This window comes from Pseudomonas sp. IT-P12, from assembly GCF_949767465.1.
Lineage (GTDB): Bacteria > Pseudomonadota > Gammaproteobacteria > Pseudomonadales > Pseudomonadaceae > Aquipseudomonas.
On record NZ_CATKPY010000026.1, the window covers coordinates 144,045 to 164,827 of the forward strand.

Annotated in this window: 18 protein-coding genes; 9 read left to right on the top strand and 9 right to left on the bottom strand. The window is 61.6% G+C overall.

Translation table 11 applies throughout. The features are described from left to right. Positions 1-42: 42 nt before the first annotated feature. The 5 genes from ACM6IM_RS25900 to ACM6IM_RS25920 all read right to left on the bottom strand — a co-directional run bounded on the left by ACM6IM_RS25900 (position 43) and on the right by ACM6IM_RS25920 (position 5,797). Positions 43-1,236: a hypothetical protein gene (locus ACM6IM_RS25900; RefSeq protein WP_414866767.1), complete on the bottom strand. Its 1,194-nt coding sequence runs from the start codon at positions 1,234-1,236 to the stop codon at positions 43-45. A 109-nt stretch (positions 1,237-1,345) separates the two neighbouring features. Continuing rightward, positions 1,346-1,822: a CS1 type fimbrial major subunit gene (locus tag ACM6IM_RS25905; RefSeq protein WP_414866672.1), complete on the bottom strand. Its 477-nt coding sequence runs from the start codon at positions 1,820-1,822 to the stop codon at positions 1,346-1,348. A 33-nt stretch (positions 1,823-1,855) separates the two neighbouring features. Next, positions 1,856-2,596, bottom strand: coding sequence for a molecular chaperone (locus ACM6IM_RS25910; protein ID WP_414866673.1), 741 nt, complete (start codon positions 2,594-2,596; stop codon positions 1,856-1,858). Positions 2,597-2,646: 50 nt separating this feature from the next. Then, positions 2,647-5,169 carry a CS1-pili formation C-terminal domain-containing protein gene (locus tag ACM6IM_RS25915; RefSeq protein WP_414866674.1) on the bottom strand — a complete coding sequence of 841 codons (2,523 nt, stop codon included), beginning with the start codon at positions 5,167-5,169 and terminating at the stop codon, positions 2,647-2,649. A gap of 121 nt (positions 5,170-5,290) precedes the next feature. Further along, the gene (locus tag ACM6IM_RS25920; RefSeq protein WP_414866675.1) at positions 5,291-5,797 is read right to left on the bottom strand and encodes a CS1 type fimbrial major subunit; all 507 of its coding nucleotides are present in this window, start codon (positions 5,795-5,797) and stop codon (positions 5,291-5,293) included. A 486-nt stretch (positions 5,798-6,283) separates the two neighbouring features. On the opposite strand from ACM6IM_RS25920, the gene ACM6IM_RS25925 reads away from it, so the two are divergent. Further along, positions 6,284-6,859 (top strand): PadR family transcriptional regulator, encoded by a 576-nt coding sequence (locus ACM6IM_RS25925; protein WP_201195325.1) that lies wholly within the window; start codon positions 6,284-6,286, stop codon positions 6,857-6,859. Continuing rightward, positions 6,856-7,641, top strand: a complete 786-nt coding sequence (locus tag ACM6IM_RS25930) for a siderophore-interacting protein (RefSeq protein ID WP_414866676.1) — start codon at positions 6,856-6,858, stop codon at positions 7,639-7,641. Before ACM6IM_RS25925 ends, ACM6IM_RS25930 begins: the two co-directional genes overlap by 4 nt. A 104-nt stretch (positions 7,642-7,745) precedes the next feature. Here ACM6IM_RS25930 and ACM6IM_RS25935 read toward each other — a convergent pair whose 3' ends face one another. Both ACM6IM_RS25935 and ACM6IM_RS25940 read right to left on the bottom strand, forming a co-directional pair. Continuing rightward, positions 7,746-8,375, bottom strand: coding sequence for a Pr6Pr family membrane protein (locus ACM6IM_RS25935; protein WP_414866677.1), 630 nt, complete (start codon positions 8,373-8,375; stop codon positions 7,746-7,748). A 2-nt stretch (positions 8,376-8,377) separates the two neighbouring features. Next, positions 8,378-8,608, bottom strand: a complete 231-nt coding sequence (locus ACM6IM_RS25940; RefSeq protein WP_059406114.1) for a VF530 family DNA-binding protein — start codon at positions 8,606-8,608, stop codon at positions 8,378-8,380. 287 nt (positions 8,609-8,895) lie between these two features. Here ACM6IM_RS25940 and ACM6IM_RS25945 point away from each other — a divergent pair, with 287 nt between their 5' ends. The 7 genes from ACM6IM_RS25945 (at position 8,896) to cmoB (ending at position 18,664) form a co-directional block, all read left to right on the top strand. Beyond that, entirely contained in the window at positions 8,896-10,278 is a 1,383-nt protein-coding gene (locus ACM6IM_RS25945; RefSeq protein ID WP_414866678.1) for a carbohydrate porin, read from the top strand. A 181-nt stretch (positions 10,279-10,459) separates the two neighbouring features. Then, positions 10,460-12,871, top strand: coding sequence for a glucose/quinate/shikimate family membrane-bound PQQ-dependent dehydrogenase (locus ACM6IM_RS25950; RefSeq protein ID WP_414866679.1), 2,412 nt, complete (start codon positions 10,460-10,462; stop codon positions 12,869-12,871). 212 nt (positions 12,872-13,083) lie between these two features. After that, positions 13,084-15,504 (top strand): endopeptidase La, encoded by a 2,421-nt coding sequence (gene lon, locus ACM6IM_RS25955; RefSeq protein WP_414866680.1) that lies wholly within the window; start codon positions 13,084-13,086, stop codon positions 15,502-15,504. Between the two features lie 213 nt (positions 15,505-15,717). Further along, positions 15,718-16,110: a protease inhibitor I42 family protein gene (locus tag ACM6IM_RS25960; RefSeq protein ID WP_192302590.1), complete on the top strand. Its 393-nt coding sequence runs from the start codon at positions 15,718-15,720 to the stop codon at positions 16,108-16,110. Positions 16,111-16,112: 2 nt separating this feature from the next. Continuing rightward, positions 16,113-16,748, top strand: coding sequence for a lysoplasmalogenase (locus ACM6IM_RS25965; protein WP_414866681.1), 636 nt, complete (start codon positions 16,113-16,115; stop codon positions 16,746-16,748). Positions 16,749-16,931: 183 nt separating this feature from the next. After that, the gene (cmoA, locus tag ACM6IM_RS25970; RefSeq protein WP_414866768.1) at positions 16,932-17,711 is read left to right on the top strand and encodes a carboxy-S-adenosyl-L-methionine synthase CmoA; all 780 of its coding nucleotides are present in this window, start codon (positions 16,932-16,934) and stop codon (positions 17,709-17,711) included. Next, positions 17,708-18,664 carry a tRNA 5-methoxyuridine(34)/uridine 5-oxyacetic acid(34) synthase CmoB gene (gene cmoB / locus ACM6IM_RS25975; protein ID WP_201195311.1) on the top strand — a complete coding sequence of 319 codons (957 nt, stop codon included), beginning with the start codon at positions 17,708-17,710 and terminating at the stop codon, positions 18,662-18,664. The genes cmoA and cmoB overlap by 4 nt, the downstream gene beginning before the upstream one ends. A 130-nt stretch (positions 18,665-18,794) precedes the next feature. Here cmoB and tadA read toward each other — a convergent pair whose 3' ends face one another. Together tadA and ACM6IM_RS25985 are read right to left on the bottom strand one after the other, a co-directional pair. Next, positions 18,795-19,292: a tRNA adenosine(34) deaminase TadA gene (gene tadA / locus ACM6IM_RS25980; RefSeq protein ID WP_414866682.1), complete on the bottom strand. Its 498-nt coding sequence runs from the start codon at positions 19,290-19,292 to the stop codon at positions 18,795-18,797. Continuing rightward, on the bottom strand, positions 19,292-20,668 hold the full coding sequence (locus ACM6IM_RS25985) for a multicopper oxidase family protein (protein ID WP_414866683.1): 1,377 nt from the start codon (positions 20,666-20,668) through the stop codon (positions 19,292-19,294). The genes tadA and ACM6IM_RS25985 overlap by 1 nt, the downstream gene beginning before the upstream one ends. Between the last annotated feature and the right edge of the window lie 115 nt (positions 20,669-20,783).

Here is a 20,783-nt window from a genome sequence, read left to right on the forward strand (position 1 = left end):
AATGGCAGGCCACATGCAGTGCATTGATCAGGCCGGACAACGTCAGACTTCCGAATCCCAAACCACCGTGACCTGGCCCGAATACTGTGCTCCAGCACCGCTGAGCATCTGTTCGACATGCTCCCGGGCAATGTCGAAATGCAGCTTGGCGGGCTTGCGATCGACGTAAAAACCGGGCTGGAACAACTCGGTGCCGCTGCCATCCAGCAACAGGGGACGGCGATTGACCGGTTGCCCGCCCGCATCGCTCAAACCGTTGGGCAAACTGACACTCACGTTCAGCGGCACCGAATGCCCGGACGTGGCTTCGCGCAACGCACAGGTGTTGCCCCCGTCCGGGTACTGGCATTCAAGGTTCATCTTGAAGCGCGACGACGCCGAGACATTGAAGGTCTGGTCACGAAACAGCCGCGTCGGTTTGCGCCCCTGGTTCAGCCAGGCTTGCCAGCCACCTTGCGGCAGCAATTCCACCCGATGGCCGCCCGGCGGGATCTCCACCTTCAACGTATGCTCGACGTTCAACGTCATGTTGAAGGTGAGGAGGCTGTCATTCGGGATCATGACGTCGCCAAAATCGAAGTCCTGGTGGGGCCCGAGCGAGTAACTCAGCGACCCCGAGTATTGGCCGCTGAACATGGTCAGGGGGTTGGGCGTTTTCAGTTCATAGGCGTATTCGAAGTTCACGTACTTGAGCGAGCTGATATCGCTCACTGCCTGGCGGCTGCAGGTCCCGGCGTTTTCAGGCACCCGCCAGAACCAGAGCGTGTAGCTGTTGGGAGCATTGGCAATGTACCCTGTCGGCAGGCAAGGGCTGGGCGCCGTTTGCCACATACTGTAGACATTGCCCCAGGCGTGGGTGGCCGGTGTTGCCGTCGAACGGATATCCCAGCGATTGCCGATGCCGGCGATGCGCATTTCCACCGTCTGCCGCTCCCCGGTTTCCGTATGCGTCACTTCCACGCTACGCCACGCTGACGGCACCTTGAACATGGCGCCTTCCCGTTCACTGGCATGCCCGGCGGGAATGGCCTTGCTGGCCGTGAAGTTGATGTCATTGGTGCGGATACTAAAGATCCCCAACTCTTTGCACCTGTCAGGAATATGCCACGGGCAGATGCCGCTTTCCGGCGTGGTGTTGATGAACTTGTTGCTCAACGGATTGGACGGATCCGGCCGGAAGACCGCGGTGATTTCCTGCACGGCGGCATGGGCCAGCGATACTGACCCACCGCCCATCAATGCCCCTGTCAGCAACCACGTGGTGCCGCGTTGTATCCAATTGATTACGCTCACTTCTACCTCTATCTGATCGAACTTGGGTTACCGCAAATAAAGCAGGCCGGCGTCAGGGGACGATGGCTTCGAACAGCATGTGCACGCTGCCGTAGTAGTCACCGGGCCGGTAACCGTCACCCGGCTTTACCGCCGCAATTTCCAGGGCGACACGCTTGCCCGTTCTTCCGTCCACCTCGGAAATCACTTCCTGGGCATCAAGGGTCAGCCGCTTGTCGTTGAATGTGACAATCAGCGGTATATCGTCGATGTCCCTGCCGTTATTCAGATATGGCTCGAACGACAGCCGTGCCGATATCGCACCGTTTTCGTTCTTCACATCAAACTGTTTGCGCAGGCGACTGAGTTCGCTGGTGTTCGGATTCCAGTTGAGCCGTTGTTCCAGGTGAATCCACCCCGGGTCCGCCGGTATCACGTGAAAGGCGGCGGTAGGAATGGTGACCGAGACATCGAAGGTTTCGCTGGTCCGGAGGGCAAACGCGCCGCTGCTGACCAGGGTCAGCAACAGGGTTGCAGTGACTTTTTTCATGGCTTTGATCATGTTGTTCACTCGCGCGTGGTTTCAGCCCTTCGTCTCGAGCTTTTTCGTCGCTGAACCTTCAATCAGGGTGAATCGGTATTCACGCCCGGCCTGCTTGTCGAATTGGAACGTTCGACCCGCCAGAACGTGATGTTTGGTAGTGGGCTGGCAATCGTTTTCGCTGTTCACCGAACAATCCTTGAACTCGTCGATGACCACGACACTGTTGCCGTTGTTGCGGATTTCGTACGTCTGCGGACCGTCCTTGATCTCACTGTCATAACGCGTCTGGCTGGGCCGGACGAAAAAAATCGTGCCGTAGCCCGCCAGTATGTTGACCCCGGCGGACAGACCTTTCTTGTAGTCTTCGCGCTCTTCGGCGGACACCGCGAATTCATCTTCCTTTTCGGGTACCACGGGCACGAAACGGACGCGGAAGTAGCGCTCTTTGTCCCGCTCGCCGACATACAACAGACGCGTTCCCTGCATGCCATTGGCCGGTACGATCAGTCGCGCCGGGCTGGCCATCAGGCCATTCCGGGCGCTGGCGTCGGCCTGGTTGGCAAGCGGCACTTCCTGCGAGGTGCCGTCGGCGTTGTAGAGAATTTCAAGAATGTCGATCTTGACGAATGCCGTGCTGTCACCGCCGTTGAAAACCCGTTTCAGAAAGGTGGTTTTATCACCGTCCAGATAGTCGAAGACCACGCCGACATTGATTTGCGGGCCCGCCAGCACGATCTGCGGCAACAGGGAAAAGCCAAGGACTGCCAATAAGCGTTTCATCATGTTCAACCTGAAAAATGAGATTCATCGAAGAGTGTTTCGCGAGTCGCTCAACCCGCACTTTCAGTGTTGTAAGTGGCCTCCGCCAACGTGTCCGGCGAGCAGCGCAAATCACCGATCATCAACACGTTGTCTTCATGGCGTGCATTGGCCGTATCCAGGCGGAACTGGCACAACAACTGATTGCCCTGACGCACTTCCAGCGTCGGTGAGCCCGCCTGCATTTCCATCGAGAAAAAGCCATCGACCTCGCTGACACCGCGGCTGGCGTGGTTGATCACGTGATGTCCCTTGAGCGGCCTGCCTTGGGGGTCGATCAGACGCCCGAGGACGGTAAGGGTCTTGCTGACGGTGATCTTGCGATAGCCCACACCGCCCTTATTCAGGTGATAGCGGCTGCGCGCCGGCTGGATGCTCGCGGCCGGAGGGTGGTTGCCTTCGAAGTCGAAGCTCACGACGCTGTTCTTGTAGGCGGTGATCGGGATGAAATTGCGCCCCGGTCGCAGGCTCGCGCTGCCGCCGCTGGAATCGTCGGCGCGCAGGGCAATGTCATCGACGTCTGACTCGACGTCGACGATCATCCCGGCGCCCGTCCCGTGGTGCTGGCTGGTCATGACGACTTTCTCGCCGCCCACGGCCACGGTGCTGTCCAGGTTCAAGCCACCGGTGAACTTGTCATTGAAGGAAGAACGCTGAACGAAGACATCGCCATTGACGGCATCATTGGCGAAGTTCGCGGTACCGGAAAAACCAACGCCATAGGTGTCGGCGAGCGCCGTGGCCGACACGCTTTGCAGCACGTGGTCCTGCAACTCCTTGCGGTACGAGAGGGTGCCGTTGTTGTCACGGCCACCGTCGCGGGAGGTGCGTGTGCCAAGACTCGCGGACCACTGCTCCCCCGGGCCACCCAGCGCCAGACTCACGCTCAGGTCGACGCCCCGGTTGCGTTTGTCGCCGCTGCTGAAACTGCCGGGTCGGTCGAAAACCGAGAAGCGCCAGCTGGCGTCGCTGCCAGACAGGGAACCACGTTGGGTCCACCCCATGTCCACGCCGGTGCCTTCGACGTTGCCGGTGCTGTGCGACACCCGCGCATTGACCGAGCTTTTGCTGCTGACCCGATGGTTGAGCGACAGCGACGAGTTGCTCGTCTGGCCGATGAAAACGTTGCGCTGACGTACCCGGGTGCCATCGGGCAGGGTTTCATAGGTTTTGGTGGTGTCGAGCCAACTGCGGGTATGGGTGACAAAGACACTGCCTTCCCCGTAGTTGTACATCGTTTGCAGGTCCAGGCCGGTACCGTGATCCTCGGTTTGATAGACGTTGGCGAACAGGTTGATGTCGTTGGTTAGCGTCCAGTCGACCGACGAGCCATATTGCATCTTGTCTCGCACCTGCCGCCCCGACACCCCCAGAATGACCCGCGGGTGCAGCAGGAAGTTGACAGCGGCCCCAGAAGTCAGGTCGCCGGTGTCCTGCTCGTCCCAGTTGCTGAGCAGTTTGCTTTCACGGCCGGCGAACAGGTTGTAGCGCCAGCGACTGTCCGAATTGCGCCAGTTGACGGGTTTGTACACCAGCTCCCGGGTGGTGGACGTGATATGGCCGTCTTCGACCAGCCGCACCTCCACTTCATAGATGCCGCCCGGCAAGGAACGGGTATCGAGGGTTTGCAGGCCGGCATCCACCGATTGGGTGTTGATCAACAGCCCATTGCGGACAATTTCCACCGAGGCCTGACGGTTGGCGGTGACATAGATGGGATAGAGGCTGGGTTTCGGGCTGTTGATGACCAGGCTGTCGGAGCTGCCAAACATCAGGCCGGCCGCCGTGTCGGGGCTGGCACCGAAGGTGCGGATCTGACGGGTCAGGCCCTGGGAATTGGGGGTGAAATAGCCCAACCGCAGAAAACTGCCTTCCAGTTCTCGCTGGCTGTAGAGCTCGTGCACCGCGTGGTAGAGCTTGTCGTCCGGGCCGCCCAGCCGGGCCAACTGCAGATTCACGCTTTGCGTCCAAAGGCCCAGGCTGCTGCTGGCCTCCAGGCCGAAACGCCCGCCAAGGTCTTGCGCCTGGCCTCCGTTGAGGTTCAATTGGTTGCGCACGATCAAGCCACTGCTGCCGCCTTCCGGCAGTTCGTAGTAGCGCTTGGCCTGGGTATCACGCTCGGCGTTGGCCGTGGCAATCGAAAGCAATGAATTGTTCAGGTTGTAATGCACCGCCAGCATCTGCTCCGGGCAACTGCCGGCGCAAGCGCCCAGGGCAACGCCTTGCTTGAGATAAGTGGCCCAGGTTTCCCGCTCACTGGCAGAAACACGACTGTCGACGACATCGGAAAATTCCAGCAGGGTGACACGATCATCGCGGGACAACACGATCATGGCCTCACCCAGAAGTTGTTGATCAAGTTCCACGCGAACGGCCAGCGGTACGTCGAAGAAATGCTCTTCAAAGTCCGCCGGCAAACCTTTGGCCTGGGCCAGAAGACTGCGGGGTGTGGTGCCAGTGTTAGTTGGCGCAGCCAATGCACTTGCGCAGAAAAAAAATGCGAGCGCAGTCGCGATGGGAGTCATCGGGAACATGAACGGGTTACTCGAAGTTTTAACGATCGATACGGTCAACATACGGATCGACAGGTCCGATGACCTGCCGACCAGTAAAAGTGCCTGATCAAACTTGCTCTGATCAGGCATCAATCAAATATCAACGAGGTGGTGGTGGCAGTACGGCGTCGAAACGCAAGGCAACGGTGCCCGTGTAATCGCCCGCTACATAGCCACTGGCCGGTTTGGTCGGTGCGGCCGAAAGTTCCACTCGCTTGCCTGGCGTCGACTCGGCATCAGTGAGCACTTCGACCGGGGCGGTGCTAGTCAGCGTCACGCCGTTGAACTTCACGACCAGGGGAATATTCTGGGCGGGCACACCGTTGGACAGATACGCGTCATTTTCCAGCATCGCTGCGATCGAGCCATTGGAGTTCTTGGTGTCGAACTGCGCCCGCAAGGTGCTCAGTTGATCACTGAACGGATCGTAACTGAGGCGTTGGTCCTTGATGATCAAGTCCGGGTCGACCGGCAATACGTAGAACACATTGGTTGGAACAGACGCGACAATGTTGATGGAGTGACGCGCTTCACCGACGGCAAACGCCATGGAAGAAGTCAGCGCCAGAATGGCCATGGGCGTAGCGATTGCAATTTTTTTCAACACACTCAATACCTGTTTGATAGAAAAAAGAGGTTCATTAAAAGTCAGATCAAGTACGGCTGTTGGCCTGGAGCAACAATGACCAACTTTCAACGCGGCGCATGCTCAACTATCCAAGCTGAAATGTATGTAGGAAATTTCACCGAATACCGTAGTAAGACACAGCATTTAACCCGATGAAAATATGAAGAAAGACATATCCACTTATCGCCGTAGAACTTGTACTACATGCAACTCTTATTAACAGATCGTGCAGTGAGTTGTGCTCGCCCACACTTGATTCAGAAAGTTTCATTTAACCGGTCGCCGTGAACAGCGACCGCGTGCCTTAACTTTCCACATGTGCAAGCGAGGTGATCGATACCTGTGGAGGCACTTCGCCTGCGCCGGACCGCTCGTCGTGAGTCGCTGTGCTTCAGGGAAAAGCCCTTGCTCCAGCTTAAGATATATCTTAAGTTGTATCTAAAAACGACAGAGAGAAAGGAAAAAATGAGAGACCCTCATTCCCCCCATCGCGAGCACGGCGACGGTCGCGACGGCTTCGAAAAACGCCCTGGTCGCGAACGCGGCGGTCGCGGCCCACGGGTGTTCGCCCCCGGTGACTTGAAGTTGCTGCTGCTGGCCCTGATCGCCGAGCAGCCTTGCCACGGCTATGACCTGATCCGCCAGATCGAAGGCATGTTCGACGGGGCCTACAGCCCCAGCCCAGGGGTGATCTACCCGACGCTGACCTTCCTGGAAGAAAGCGAAATGATCCAGGGCGATGCCGAAGGTGGAAAAAAACGTTACAGCGTGACCGACGCCGGACGTCTGTCTTTAAGCGAGCAGGCCGTTGCATTGGACGGTGTGCGCATGCGCATCGACGTCAGCAAGCGTTCGCTGCGCGGCCATGATCGGCCCGCCGAGATCCACGAGGCTGTGCATAACCTGCGTCATGCCTTGCAACTACACCACGGGCGCTGGAGTCCCGAAGAAATCCTGCGGGTCGCCGCCTTGCTCAACGACACCGCCAAAGCCATCGTCGACGGCCCCGCCGTTTCGACCGCACGGGAGAAAACCGAATGACTGAAGTGATCGAGCCGTCCATTCACCGCGTCATGCATGAAATCAAACGTCGGCGCCTGCAAGTCCTGCGCGTGGTCGACCTGACGCCGCGCATGCGCCGCATTACCCTCGGCGGGCCCGAGCTGGCAGGCTTTGTCAGTCTGGGCAGCGATGACCACGTCAAACTGATGTTCCCGCAGAACGCCGAGCAACAGGCCGCGCTGGAGACTCTGGTACTGGGGGCCGGCAAGGACAATGGCCCGCTGCCCGCCATGCGCGACTACACGCCACGGCGTTATGACCTGGACACCCTGGAACTGGACATCGACTTCGTGCTGCACGGTGATGGCCCCGCCTCGACCTGGGCGGAACAGGCTCAACCGGGTCAGTTTCTGCACATCGGCGGGCCACGGGGTTCGATGATCGTGCCGGACATGTTCGACAGCTATCTGCTGATCGGCGACGAAACCGCCCTGCCCGCCATCGCCCGCCGTCTCGAAGGCCTGGCCGCCAATCGCCGGGCGCTGGTGGTGGTCGAAGTGGAGAACGGCGCCGAACAGCAGAAGCTGGAAAGCCCGGCGCAGGTGAACGTGATCTGGGTGTTGCGCGAGGGTGGCAAAAACAACCTGCTGACCACCGTGAAACAACTGCAGGTGCCCACCGGGAGCCTGTATGCGTGGGTCGCCACCGAAAGCAAAGTGTCACGGCAGATTCGCCGGGTGCTGCTGGACGAGCACCGGTTGGACGAGCAGTTCGTGAAAGCGGTGGGCTACTGGAAACAGGACGACAGCGACGACGAGTGAGGCCTTCAGGACCTCATCGCGAGCAGGCCCGCTCCCACATGGGGTCACCCTTTTCTGTGGGAGCGAGCCTGCTCGCGATTGCTGTTTGAGCCTCACCCCAACGCTTATGTTCTCCCCCGCCACCGATCCAACCCCATCACCACCAGTGCAATCGTCACGAACCCCACCAGCAATCCCCCGGCATTCAGCAACACCTGTGGATAACCCAACTTATCCACATCGATGAAGGGATACGGATAAGCCGCCAGCACATGCCCACGCAACAGTGCGTAGGCGAAATACAGCAGCGGATACAGCAACCACAGCGCCATATGGCGCGGGCGCAAAGTGCCCTTGGGCACGTACATCCACCACCAGACCAGGAACAGCAGCGGCATGACGTCGTGCATCAGCTCATCGGCCAGCCATTGCCAGCCTTCGGGGTCCCACAGGTGACGCAACAACAGGTTGTACGCCAGGCTGACCAGGGCGATGCTCACGGCAATCCCGCTGCTCACCCAGGGTTGCAGGAACCAGCGCCGGGCGGCTGATTCGCGAGACGTCAGCTGGCAGGTCAACACCGTCGCCACCAGCGTGTTGGTGATCACGGTGAAGTAGCTGAAAAAGCTCAGCAGCCCACCGAGCAGACTGGCCCCCAGGGTCCAGCGCGAGTGAAAAATCAGATACATCTGGATGCTCAAACCAGCCCACCCGAGAACGGCGGCGATCCTCACGAAACCCGGCCGGCTGAACATGTTCAGAGCGGTCGCTTGGTACGCATCAACTTCACGTACAGGCGTTCGACCTTCTCCCGGGCCCACGGGGTCTTGCGCAGGAACGTCAGGCTCGACTTGATGCTCGGATCACTCTTGAAGCAGCGGATGTCGATGCGCTCAGCCAACCCCGACCACTCGTAATGTTCAACCAGCACGTTGAGGATCTGCTCCAGCGTCACGCCATGCAGCGGGTTGTTGTTCTGTTCGGTCATGCCGGGCCTTCAAGCGATGAGTGAAAGAGAAGGCGCGCACCTTAGCCGAGGGGCTGGTCGCGTGGAAGGGGCGCAGCTGCGCCATTGGTTAAATGTAGGTGAGCCGCGACATATCGCCGCGCGACACTGTTACCGATTTCGAAAGAATTCATGTCGGGAAAAGGCCTTTCTCTATTTGTAACAGAACATTATCCTTGCGCCCGAACACGCTGAAACGCTTCACCCGCCTGCGTTACTCCTGCTGTTGTGCAGCTCATTCCCCAAAAAAAGAAACCGAATTTTTCCTCATGCCTTATTTTCGAACCTTGCGAGACAGCGCTGTCTCTACATCCGTCAACCCGCGAAACGCTTGGCGCCTCATCGGCGTAATCCCCGTCCTTGGCCTGGCCACCTGCGCCCAAGCCGCACCGGCGTTCGACAGCGAATCGCCCTGGATGCTCGGCGACTGGAATGGCACACGCAGCGAGTTATCGGAAAAAGGCTACGACTTCAAAGTCGATTACACCGGTGAAATGGGCAGCAATCTGCATGGCGGCTACGATCACGATCGCACGGCGCGCTATAGCGATCAGTTCGGCCTGGGCACGCACCTGGACTTGCAGAAGATCCTCGGCTGGGACGACGCTGAATTTCAGCTGACCATCACCGAACGCAGCGGCAACAACATCAGCAATGACCGGATCAACGATCCACGGGTCGGCGGTTTCACCTCGGCCCAGGAGGTGTGGGGCCGCGGGCAAACCTGGCGCCTGACGCAAATGTGGTACCAGCAGAAATTCCTCGACCAGAAGCTCGACATCAAGGTCGGTCGCTTCGGCGAGGGCGAAGACTTCAACAGCTTCCCCTGCGACTTCCAGAACCTGGCGTTCTGTGGTTCACAGGTCGGCAACTGGGTGGGTGGCATCTGGTACAACTGGCCGGTCAGCCAGTGGGCGATGCGGGTCAAGTATCACCTGACGCCAGAGCTGTACGCACAAGTCGGCGCGTACGAGCAGAACCCGTCGAACCTCGATCGCGGCAATGGCTTCAAGCTCAGCGGCAGCGGCACCCAGGGTGCGGTCCTGCCCGTGGAACTGGTGTGGACGCCCAAACTCAACGGCCTGCCGGGCGAATACCGGGCCGGTTACTACTACAGCAACGCCAACGCCACCGATGCCTACAAGGACAGCAACGGCCAGCCGGCCGCCCTGAGCGGCGAGGCCTACCGCAGCGCGTCGAGCAAGCACGGCCTGTGGCTGGGCGTGCAGCAGCAACTCACCAGCCGCGCCAGCGATCACTCGCGCGGCCTGAGCGTGTTTGCCAACGGCACGCTGCACGACAAGAAGACCAACGCCATCGACAACTATGTCCAGGCGGGCGTCGTCTACAAAGGCCTGTTCGATGCACGCGCCCGGGACGACATCGGGTTCGCCATGGCCCGGGTCCACGTCAACCCGGCCTATCGCAAGAACGCCGAGGCGCATAACCAGGCCCGCGCGGCGGTCGACTTCGACGATCCGTCCTACCTGCCGCCCCAGGACACCGAATACAGCGCCGAGCTCTACTACGGCGTGCACGTCACGAACTGGCTGACCGTGCGTCCGAACCTGCAATACATCCGCCACCCCGGTGGCGTGGACCAGGTCGATGACGCGCTGATCGGCGGGATCAAGATCCAGTCTTCTTTCTGACCCATGGGAGCGAGCCTGCCTGCGAACGGTGTTGAGCCTCGCCAGCGCTGTCGCGAACAGCTCGCCCCCACAGGATGGCTGAAACGGTTTCACATTTTTATCTGAACCATGCCCATGCCGCATCGTCATCTACAGTGAACTTGCGATGGACACAATTTGAAACGTCACGGAGAACCACACTATGAGCACTGAAGGTGCTTTGAGTCGAAGCCGAGTGTTGCCGACACTGCTCGGCCTTCTGCTTCTGCTAATGGGCCTGGCCATGCTGGCCGGGGGGATCAAGCTGAGCATGCTCGGCGGCTCGCTGTATTACCTGCTGGCCGGTATCGGCCTGGCGCTGACCGGGGGGCTGCTGATGGCGGCTCGTCGCGCGGCGCTGGGCCTGTACGCCGTGGTGCTGTTCGCCAGCACCCTGTGGGCCTTGTGGGAAGTCGGCCTCGACTGGTGGCAACTGGTACCGCGCCTGGCGCTGCTGTTTGCCTTGGGTATCGTCCTGTTGTTGCCGTGGTTTCGTCGTCCATTGCTGCGCGACGGCGCCGCACCGATGGGCACCGGCGCGCTGAGCGTGGCCGTGGTATTGGCGGGCGTTGCCGCGCTGGCCAGCCAGTTCACTCACCCCGGTGAAATCAAGGGCCAGCTGGACCGCGACAGCGTCCCGGGCATGACCAACACCGCGCCGGCCATGCCCGACGGTGACTGGAACTCCTACGGCCGCAGCGCCCACGGCGACCGCTATTCGCCCCTGGCGCAGATCACCCCGCAGAACGTGAACAAGCTGGTTCCCGCCTGGACCTATCGCACCGGCGACCTGCCGGGCCCGAACGATCCGGGTGAAACTACTGCCGAAAACACCCCGCTGAAAGTCAACGGCATGCTTTACGTGTGCACGCCGCACAGCCAGGTGATCGCTCTCGATCCGGACACCGGCAAGGAAATCTGGCGGTTCGATCCGAAGCTCTCGACGCAGAACGCGGCGAACTTCAAGGGTTGGGCGCACATGACCTGCCGTGGCGTGTCGTATCACGATGATGCCGCCTATGCCTCCGAGCAAAGCCCGACCGGCGCCGCCAGCCCTGCGCCGGCCAGCACGGTCTGCCCACGCCGGATCTTCTTGCCCACCGCCGACACCCGCCTGATCGCCCTCGACGCCGACACCGGCAAGATGTGCGAAGACTTCGGCGACAAGGGCCAGGTCGACCTGCGCGCCAATATCGGCGGTTTCGCCGCCGGTGGTTACTACTCCACGTCTCCACCGGCGGTCACCAAAGACCTGGTGGTGATTGGCGGCCACGTCACCGACAACGTTTCCACTGACGAGCCGAGCGGCGTGATCCGCGCGTTCGACGTGCACACCGGCAAACTGGTGTGGAACTGGGACAGCGGCAACCCGGACGATACGACGCCGATTGCCGAAGGCAAGACCTACACCCGCAACTCGCCCAACATGTGGTCGATGTTCGCCGTCGATGAAAAACTCGGCATGCTCTACCTGCCGATGGGCAACCAGACCCCGGACCAGTTCGGTGGCGCCCGCACCCCGGAATCGGAGCTGCATGCCGCCGGCCTGACGGCCCTCGACATCGCCACCGGTAAAGTGCGCTGGCACTTCCAGTTCACTCACCATGACCTGTGGGACATGGACGTGGGTGGCCAGCCGACCCTGATGGACCTCAAGACCGCCGACGGCGTGAAGCCGGCCGTCCTGGCCTCCACCAAGCAAGGCAGCATCTACGTACTGGACCGCAGCACCGGCCAGGCCATCGTGCCGATCAACGAAGTGCCGGTGCCACAAGGCGCTGTCGAAGGCGACCATACCTCGCCAACCCAGCCGAAATCCGACCTCAACCTCATGCCACCGCCGCTGCAGGAGCGTGACATGTGGGGTGTCACGCCGTTCGACCAACTGATCTGCCGGATCGAGTTCAAATCCATGCGCTACGACGGTCCGTTCACGCCGCCGTCGCTGCAGGGTTCGATCGTTTATCCCGGCAACTTCGGGGTGTTCGACTGGGGCGGTATCTCGGTCGACCCGGTACGCCAGATCGCCTTCGTGAACCCGAGCTACATGGCGTTCAAATCGAAGATGATCCCGGCCGCCGAAATCGCCGCCCAAGGCCCGCGCAAAAGCGAAACCGAAGGCGTGCAGCCGAACAAGGGCGCGCCCTACGGCGTGGTGCTCGAAGCGTTGCTGTCGCCGATGGGCCTGCCGTGCCAGGCACCGGCCTGGGGGTATGTGGCGGCCATCGATCTGACCACGGCCAAGGTCCTGTGGAAACACAAGAACGGCACCGTGCGCGACAGCTCGCCGGTACCGATCCCGCTGAGCATGGGCGTTCCGAGCCTGGGCGGCACCTTCACCACCGCCGGTGGCGTGGGCTTCCTGAGCGGCACCCTCGACCAGTACCTGCGTGCCTATGACGTGAAAAACGGCAAGCAACTGTGGGAAGGTCGCCTGCCAGCAGGCGCGCAAACCACGCCGATGACCTACACCGGCAAGGACGGCAAGCAATACGTGCTGGTCGTTGCGGGCGGTCACGGCTCGCTGGGCACCAAACAGGGTGACTACGTGATTGCCTACAAACTGGCCGACTAGGTTTCAACGCCGGTAAAACAAAGGCGACGCCCTCACGGGTGTCGCCTTTTTTGTCTATGGGAGCCCACGGGTTCACTGCAGTGCATCGATATGGAGCTAACCTGAATCCCTGCTGAATACACCTTCGAATGATCCATTAACCCCCAGGTATCATTGAAACCACCGCCGACCTGCCCCATCTAAGACCCATACCCCATTGCGCAGGTACCCCAATGAGCGACCAGCAAGCATTCCCCGAAGACCCGAGCGAATACGCCGACCCCGAGAACGTTGAACACCACACCCCCGGCAAAGGCCTGGCACTGCCCGGGCAGAACCTGCCGGACAAGGTCTACATCATCCCGATCCACAACCGTCCGTTCTTCCCGGCCCAGGTGCTGCCGGTCATCGTCAACGAAGAACCCTGGGCTGAAACCCTGGACCTGGTGAGCAAATCCGAACATCACTCCCTGGCCCTGTTCTACATGGACACGCCCCAGGAAGACCCGCGTCATTTCGACACCTCCGCGCTGCCGCTGTACGGCACGCTGGTCAAGGTGCATCACGCCAGCCGGGAAAACGGCAAGCTGCAGTTCGTCGCCCAGGGCCTGACCCGTGTACGCCTCAAGACCTGGCTCAAGCACCACCGCCCGCCGTACCTGGTGGAGGTCGAATACCCGCACCAGCCGAGCGAGCCGACCGACGAGGTCAAGGCCTACGGCATGGCGCTGATCAACGCGATCAAGGAACTGCTGCCGCTCAACCCGCTGTACAGCGAGGAGCTGAAGAACTACCTCAACCGCTTCAGCCCCAACGATCCCTCGCCGCTGACCGACTTCGCCGCCGCCCTCACCTCGGCCACCGGCAGCGAGCTGCAGGAAGTGCTCGACTGCGTACCGATGCTCAAGCGCATGGAAAAAGTCCTGCCGATGCTGCGCAAGGAAGTCGAGGTCGCGCGCCTGCAAAAGGAAATTTCCGCTGAAGTGAACCGCAAGATCGGCGAGCATCAGCGCGAGTTTTTCCTCAAGGAACAACTCAAGGTCATCCAGCAGGAACTGGGCCTGACCAAGGACGACCGCAGCGCCGATATCGAGCAGTTCGAGCAGCGCCTGACCGGCAAGGTCCTGCCGGCCCCGGTGCAAAAGCGCATCGAAGAGGAAATGAACAAGCTGTCGATCCTCGAGACCGGCTCTCCGGAGTATGCGGTCACCCGCAACTACCTCGACTGGGCCACATCGGTGCCGTGGGGCGTGTATGGCGAAGACAAACTCGACCTCAAGCACGCGCGCAAGGTGCTGGACCAACACCACGCCGGGCTCGATGACATCAAGGACCGAATCCTCGAATTCCTCGCAGTCGGCGCCTACAAGGGCGAGATCAGCGGCTCCATCGTCCTGTTGGTCGGCCCGCCAGGCGTGGGCAAGACCAGCGTCGGCAAATCCATCGCCGAAACCCTGGGCCGGCCGTTCTACCGCTTCAGCCTCGGCGGCATGCGCGACGAAGCCGAGATCAAGGGGCATCGCCGCACCTACATCGGCGCGCAACCGGGCAAGCTGGTCCAGGCCCTGAAAGACGTCGAAGTGATGAACCCGGTGATCATGCTCGACGAAATCGACAAGATGGGCCAAAGCTACCAGGGCGACCCGGCCTCGGCGTTGCTGGAAACGCTGGACCCGGAACAGAACGTCGAATTCCTCGACCACTACCTCGACCTGCGAATGGACCTGTCGAAGGTGCTGTTCGTCTGCACCGCCAACACCCTGGACTCAATTCCCGGCCCGTTGCTGGACCGCATGGAAGTGATCCGCCTGTCGGGTTACATCACCGAGGAAAAAGTCGCCATCGCCAAGCGCCACCTGTGGCCCAAGTTGCTGGAGAAGGCCGGCGTGTCCAAGGGTAGCCTGTCCATCAGCGACAGCGCCTTGAAGGCCCTGATCGACGGCTACGCCCGTGAAGCCGGTGTGCGACAGCTGGAAAAGTACCTGGGCAAACTGGTGCGCAAGGCCGTGATGAAGCTGATCGACGAGCCGAAGGCGCTGATCAAGCTCGGTCCGAAAGACCTCGAAGCCTCACTTGGCCATCCGGTGTTCCGTAATGAACAGGTACTGTCCGGCACCGGGGTGATCACCGGCCTGGCCTGGACCAGCATGGGCGGCGCCACCCTGCCCATCGAGGCCACGCGCATCCATACGCTGAACCGTGGCTTCAAGCTCACCGGGCAACTGGGTGACGTGATGAAGGAGTCTGCAGAAATTGCCTACAGCTACGTCAGCTCGAACCTGAAGTCGTTTGGGGGTGATCCGAAGTTCTTCGACGAGGCCTTCGTCCACCTGCACGTGCCGGAAGGTGCCACGCCGAAGGACGGCCCGAGCGCGGGCGTGACCATGGCCAGCGCCCTGCTCTCGCTCGCCCGCAACCAGCCGCCGAAAAAGGGCGTGGCCATGACCGGCGAACTGACCCTGACCGGGCATGTGCTGCCGATTGGCGGGGTGCGCGAGAAGGTGATTGCGGCGCGACGGCAGAAAATCTTCGAACTGATCCTGCCGGAGGCCAATCGCGGGAGCTTCGAGGAATTGCCGGATTATCTGAAGGAAGGAATCACCGTGCACTTCGCCAAGCGGTTTGCGGATGTGGCGAAGGTGTTGTTCAAGTGATTCTGTAGGTCCGCACCACCGGCATCGCGAGCAGGCTCGCTCCCACAGGGATCTGAGGAGACACAGACATTTTGTGCCAACCCAGTCCCTTGTGGGAGCGAGCCTGCTCGCGAAGGCGTCAGCCCTGACACCGCCAGTTTCCGCCGCTGTCACAATTTGTCTCATCTCGGTTATGCTCGCCGTTCGTCGTGAATGCCCGGAGCCCCTGCCCCCATGTCCCCCACCCGCCTGTTGATCCCCCTCGCCCTCTCCTTGCTGGCCGCCTGCGCCTCGCAACCGAAACACAACGTGACGGTGGAAAAACAAAGCGAATGCCCGGTGAAGCTGAGCAGCGGGCAAAACCTGATCCTGACCCTGCCGAGCAACCCGACCACGGGCTACCGCTGGGCGATCCAGGATTCGGCCGGTGGCGTGCTGCGCTCGCTGGGACCGGAGGTCTATCGCAACCCTGAAGACGCCGGCGTGGTCGGCGCGGCCGGGGTTTCGACCTGGCGCTTTCAGGCCTTCGCGCCGGGCAGCGGGCGTCTGCGCCTGACTTCGCAACAACCCTGGGCGCCGGAAGTGTTGCCGGTGGACAGCTTCGACTGCGCGATCTCGGTCAACTGACCATGGGCTGGCTGATTCTGGCGCTGATGGGCGCGGCGACGTTTCTCTACGGGCTCAGCGTGCATGCGGCGCTGCTGTGCCTGTTGGTCAAACCGTTGCCGGTGCTCGCCTTGCTCGGCTGGCTGCACGACGCGCCGCCCAGCGAATACCGGCGCTGGATCAGCCTGGGTCTGATGTTCTCCCTGCTCGGCGACGTGCTGCTGGCCTGGCCCGGGGATTTGTTCGTGTTCGGCCTCGGGGCGTTCCTGCTCGCTCACCTGGCGTACCTGAAAGCCTATCTGAGCGATTGCCGGCGGCTGGCGCTGCTGCCATTGCTGATCGCGCTGGTGGTCGGCGCGGTGCTGCTGGGGATCTTGATAGCCAATGGCCTGGGCCCGCTGCTGGTGCCGGTGATCGTGTACGGCGCGGCCATCAGCGCGATGCTGTGGCGGGCGCTGGCGCGCCTGGGCACCGACGTGCCCAAACGCTCGGCGCTGCTCGCCGCTGCCGGTGCCGTGGCGTTCGTGTTTTCCGACAGCGTGATCGGCATCAACCGTTTCGTCGCGCCGTTTCATGCCGCGCCTTATGTGATCATCCTCAGCTACTGGCTGGGGCAATGGGGGATTGCGGCGTCGGCGTTCGGTCGGAAATCGCGCTGAATCCATCGCGAGCAAGCCCGCTCCCACAGTTGATCCCGGCAGAACACAGTTCTTGTAGCCAGCTCAGAACCACCGTGGGAGCGGGCTTGCTCGCGAAAGCGGTCTCACTGAGAAAATAGACCGCTGAGGTCAGCCCGGCGGTTTATCAGACAACCCGCGCATCCCCGCGCCAACTTGGCTAAAATGCCGGCCTTTTCCACCGACACTGCCGGAACCGCCGTGAGCAAAGAACCCGATCGCCTTTTCGCCCAGCCGTTGGCCCAGGTGCCTGACTTCGCCTTTAACGAGGACGTGGTGCGGGTGTTCCCGGACATGATCAAGCGCTCGGTGCCCGGTTATCCGACCATCGTGGAAAACCTCGGCGTGCTCGCCGCACAGTTCGCCCAGCCCAACAGCGTGCTCTACGACCTGGGCTCGTCCCTCGGCGCCGTGACCCAGGCATTGCGCCGTCATGTGCGCACCGACGGCTGCCGCGTCATCGCTGTGGATAACTCGGCGGCCATGGTCGAGCGCTGCCGCGAATACCTCAACGGCCAGGACTCGATGTTCCAGGAACTGCTGCCGGTGGAGGTGATCGAGGGCGACATCCTCGCCCTCGAGTTCCAGCCGGCCTCGGTGGTGGCCCTGAACTTCACCCTGCAATTCATTGCCCCGGCGCAGCGTACCGAGCTGCTCTCGCGCATTCGTCGCTCGCTGCTGCCCGGTGGCGCGTTGATCCTGTCGGAGAAACTGCGCTTCGAAGACGAACAGGAACACGCGCTGCTCACTGACCTGCACGTGGCGTTCAAACGCGCCAACGGCTACAGCGAACTGGAAATCGCCCAGAAGCGCAGCGCCATCGAAAACGTCATGAAGCCCGACAGCCTCGAAGAACACCGCGAACGCCTGCTGGCGGCCGGGTTCTCCAAGGTCGTGCCGTGGTTCCAGTGCCTTAACTTTGCCTCGTTGATTGCCTTGCCATGATCGATCTGTCTCCCCTCGCCCGCCGTCTGGCCGGCACGCCGCTGGCCGATTGGGCCAACACCCTGCAAGCCCAGCTCGACAAGAAAATGGAAAAGGGTCACGGCGACCTGGAGCGCTGGCAGAGTGCGCTGGACGCCCTGCCGAAGCTGCAGCCCAGCCAAGTCGATCTGCTCGACGGCCTGACGCTGGACACCGACTGCGACGAGGCCACCCGCGCGCAGATGCGCACCGCGCTGATGGGCCTGTCGCCGTGGCGCAAGGGGCCGTTCGACCTGTTTGGCGTGCATGTCGACACCGAGTGGCGTTCGGACTGGAAATGGTCGCGGGTGTCGAAGCACCTGGACCTGAAAGGCAAACGCATCCTCGACGTCGGTTGCGGCAACGGCTACTACATGTGGCGCATGCTCGGTGCCGGCGCCGACAGCGTGATCGGCGTCGATCCGAACTGGCTGTTCTTCTGCCAGTTCCAGGCGGTGCAGCGCTACCTGTCGGAACCGAACGCCTGGCACCTGCCGTTTCCCTTCGAAGACCTGCCGCCCAACCTGGAAGGCTTCGACACGGTGTTTTCCATGGGCGTGTTCTACCATCGCCGTTCGCCCATCGAACATTTGCTGGCGCTGAAGGATTGCCTGGTCAAGGGCGGTGAACTGGTGCTGGAAACCCTGGTGATCGAAGGCGACCAGCAGCAGGTGCTGGTGCCGGAAGACCGCTATGCACAGATGCGCAACGTGTGGTTCCTGCCGTCCGTGCCGGCGCTGGAATTGTGGCTGCGCCGTGCCGGGTTCAGTGAGGTGAAGTGCGTGGACGTCAGCGTGACCACGGTCGAGGAACAACGCGGGACGGAGTGGATGAAGTACCAGTCGCTCAGCGATTTCCTCGACCCCGAGGATCACAGCAAGACGATTGAAGGGTTGCCGGCACCGATGCGGGCGGTGATTGTGGCGAAGAAGTAAATCAATCTTCCCGCCCATGGAGATCAACTGTGGGAGCGGGCTTGCTCGCGAATGCGGTGTGTCAGCCCACAAAAAGGTTGCTGATACACCGCATTCGCGAGCAAGCCCGCTCCCACACTTTGATCGATGTTCAGTCTGTGGGCTTCGCCCTGCGCGCCTTGAAGAACTCGCTCAACACCGTCCCGCACTCTTGCGCCAGCACGCCGCCTTCAAACAGCACCCGGTGATTCAAAAAGCCCTGGGTAAAGAACTGCCCCTGACTCTGCACAATCCCGGCCTTGGGCTCCAGCGCACCGTACACCACGCGCGCGATGCGCGAATGCACGATCAGCCCGGCGCACATGCTGCACGGTTCCAGTGTCACGTAGAGCGTGCTGCCGGGCAGACGATAATTGCTCACCGCCAACGCGGCGGCGCGGATCGCGACCATCTCCGCATGGGCGCTCGGGTCGTTGCCGCTGATCGGGCAGTTGAAGCCGCGACCGATGATTTCGCCGTCCTGCACCAGCACCGCGCCCACCGGCACTTCACCCAGCGCCGCGCCTTGTGCGGCCAGGGCCAGGGCCTCGTGCATGAACTCGCGATCACGGCTGCGATCGATGATCGCGGCGGGACGAATCTGCCGCATCACGCCACCTCGATGGCGGCCATCAGGCCGGTTTCCATGTGGTCGATCACATGGCAATGGAACATCCATACCCCCGGGTTATCCGCCACCAGCGCGACTTGCGCCCGCTCGTTCTTGCCCAGCAGGTAGGTGTCGGTGAAATACGGAATCACCTTGTGCCGGTTCGAGGCGATCACCTTGAAGCTCATGCCGTGCAGGTGGATCGGGTGCTGGTACTGGGTCATGTTCTTCAATTCGAAAATGTAGCTCTTGCCCTTTTCGAGCTTGGCGATCGGGCGGTCGGCGCAGGTCTTGTCGGTGATGTCCCAGGCCTTGCCGTTGATCTGCCACAGGCTCGGCGGCTTGCCATTATCGACGTTGACCGACACCGAGCCGACCCATTCGAAATTGAAGTTGAGTTTCTCGGCATTGGCCAGGTCCGGCTCGGCCACCGGGTTGGCCGGCAGCGCCGCTGGCCAGGCGGTCGGGGCGTCGTTGTTGGGCACCGAGCGCAAGGTGCCCAGGCGCACGGGACCGTTGCGCAGGGACAATTCCTCGCCGGCCGGTGGTGCCTTGATCGCCAGGCAGATGCGCATGCCCGGGCCGAGCCAGTACTCCTTGCCCAACGACCGAGGTTCGACGGGGTTGCCGTCCAGTGCATAGATCTGCGCTTCGACACCGGGGATGTTGATGCGGTACGTCAGGGTGTTGTCGAGGTTGAGCAGGCGCACCCGGGTAATCTGCCCGGCAGGCAGGTCGATGACCGGCGTGGGGACCCCGTTGATCGTCGACAGGCGCCCGGCGGTACCGCCCCTGGCGGCTTCCCGGGGAATGCTGAACTCGACGAAGTTGCCTTGCTCATCGACGTGCCAGTTTTTCAGGCTGAGGGTCTGTTCGTATTTGAAACCGGTGGGTTCGCGTTCCTCGACTATCAACGGCCCGACCAGCCCGCGCCCCAGTTCCTCGCTGCTGTTCACGTGGGGGTGATACCAGTAGCTGCCGGCGTCCGGTACGCGGAATTTGTAATCGAAATATTCCCCCGGCAACACCGGAAGCTGCGAGACGTAGGGCACGCCGTCCATCTCCAGCGGCAGGCGAATGCCGTGCCAGTGAATGGTGGTGGCCACCGGCAGATGATTGATGAAACGCACCCGCAGCCATTCGCCCTGACGCACCCGCAATTCGGTGCCCGGCGCCGACGGCCCGAACGCCCAGGCCGGGGTTTTGTGGCCGGCGACCAGTTCGACGTCCAATGGCGCGGCAATCAGCTCATAGTCGTGGCCCGCCTCGGCATCGGCCCTCTTGCCCAGCCAGTAGCGCGACGCGCCGCCCGCACCGACGCCAACGACAACAAGACCGGCCAGGCCACCGAGGATTTGGCGACGGGTAAAGGACATGAACTCAACCACCTTACGTTTCCAGCGCAAACCCGCAGGCCTGCAAAAGGCGAATACGATACACCTGCGGTTGCGAAACAGTAAGGGCGGCGCGGCGGATGGACGCAGGCGCGGG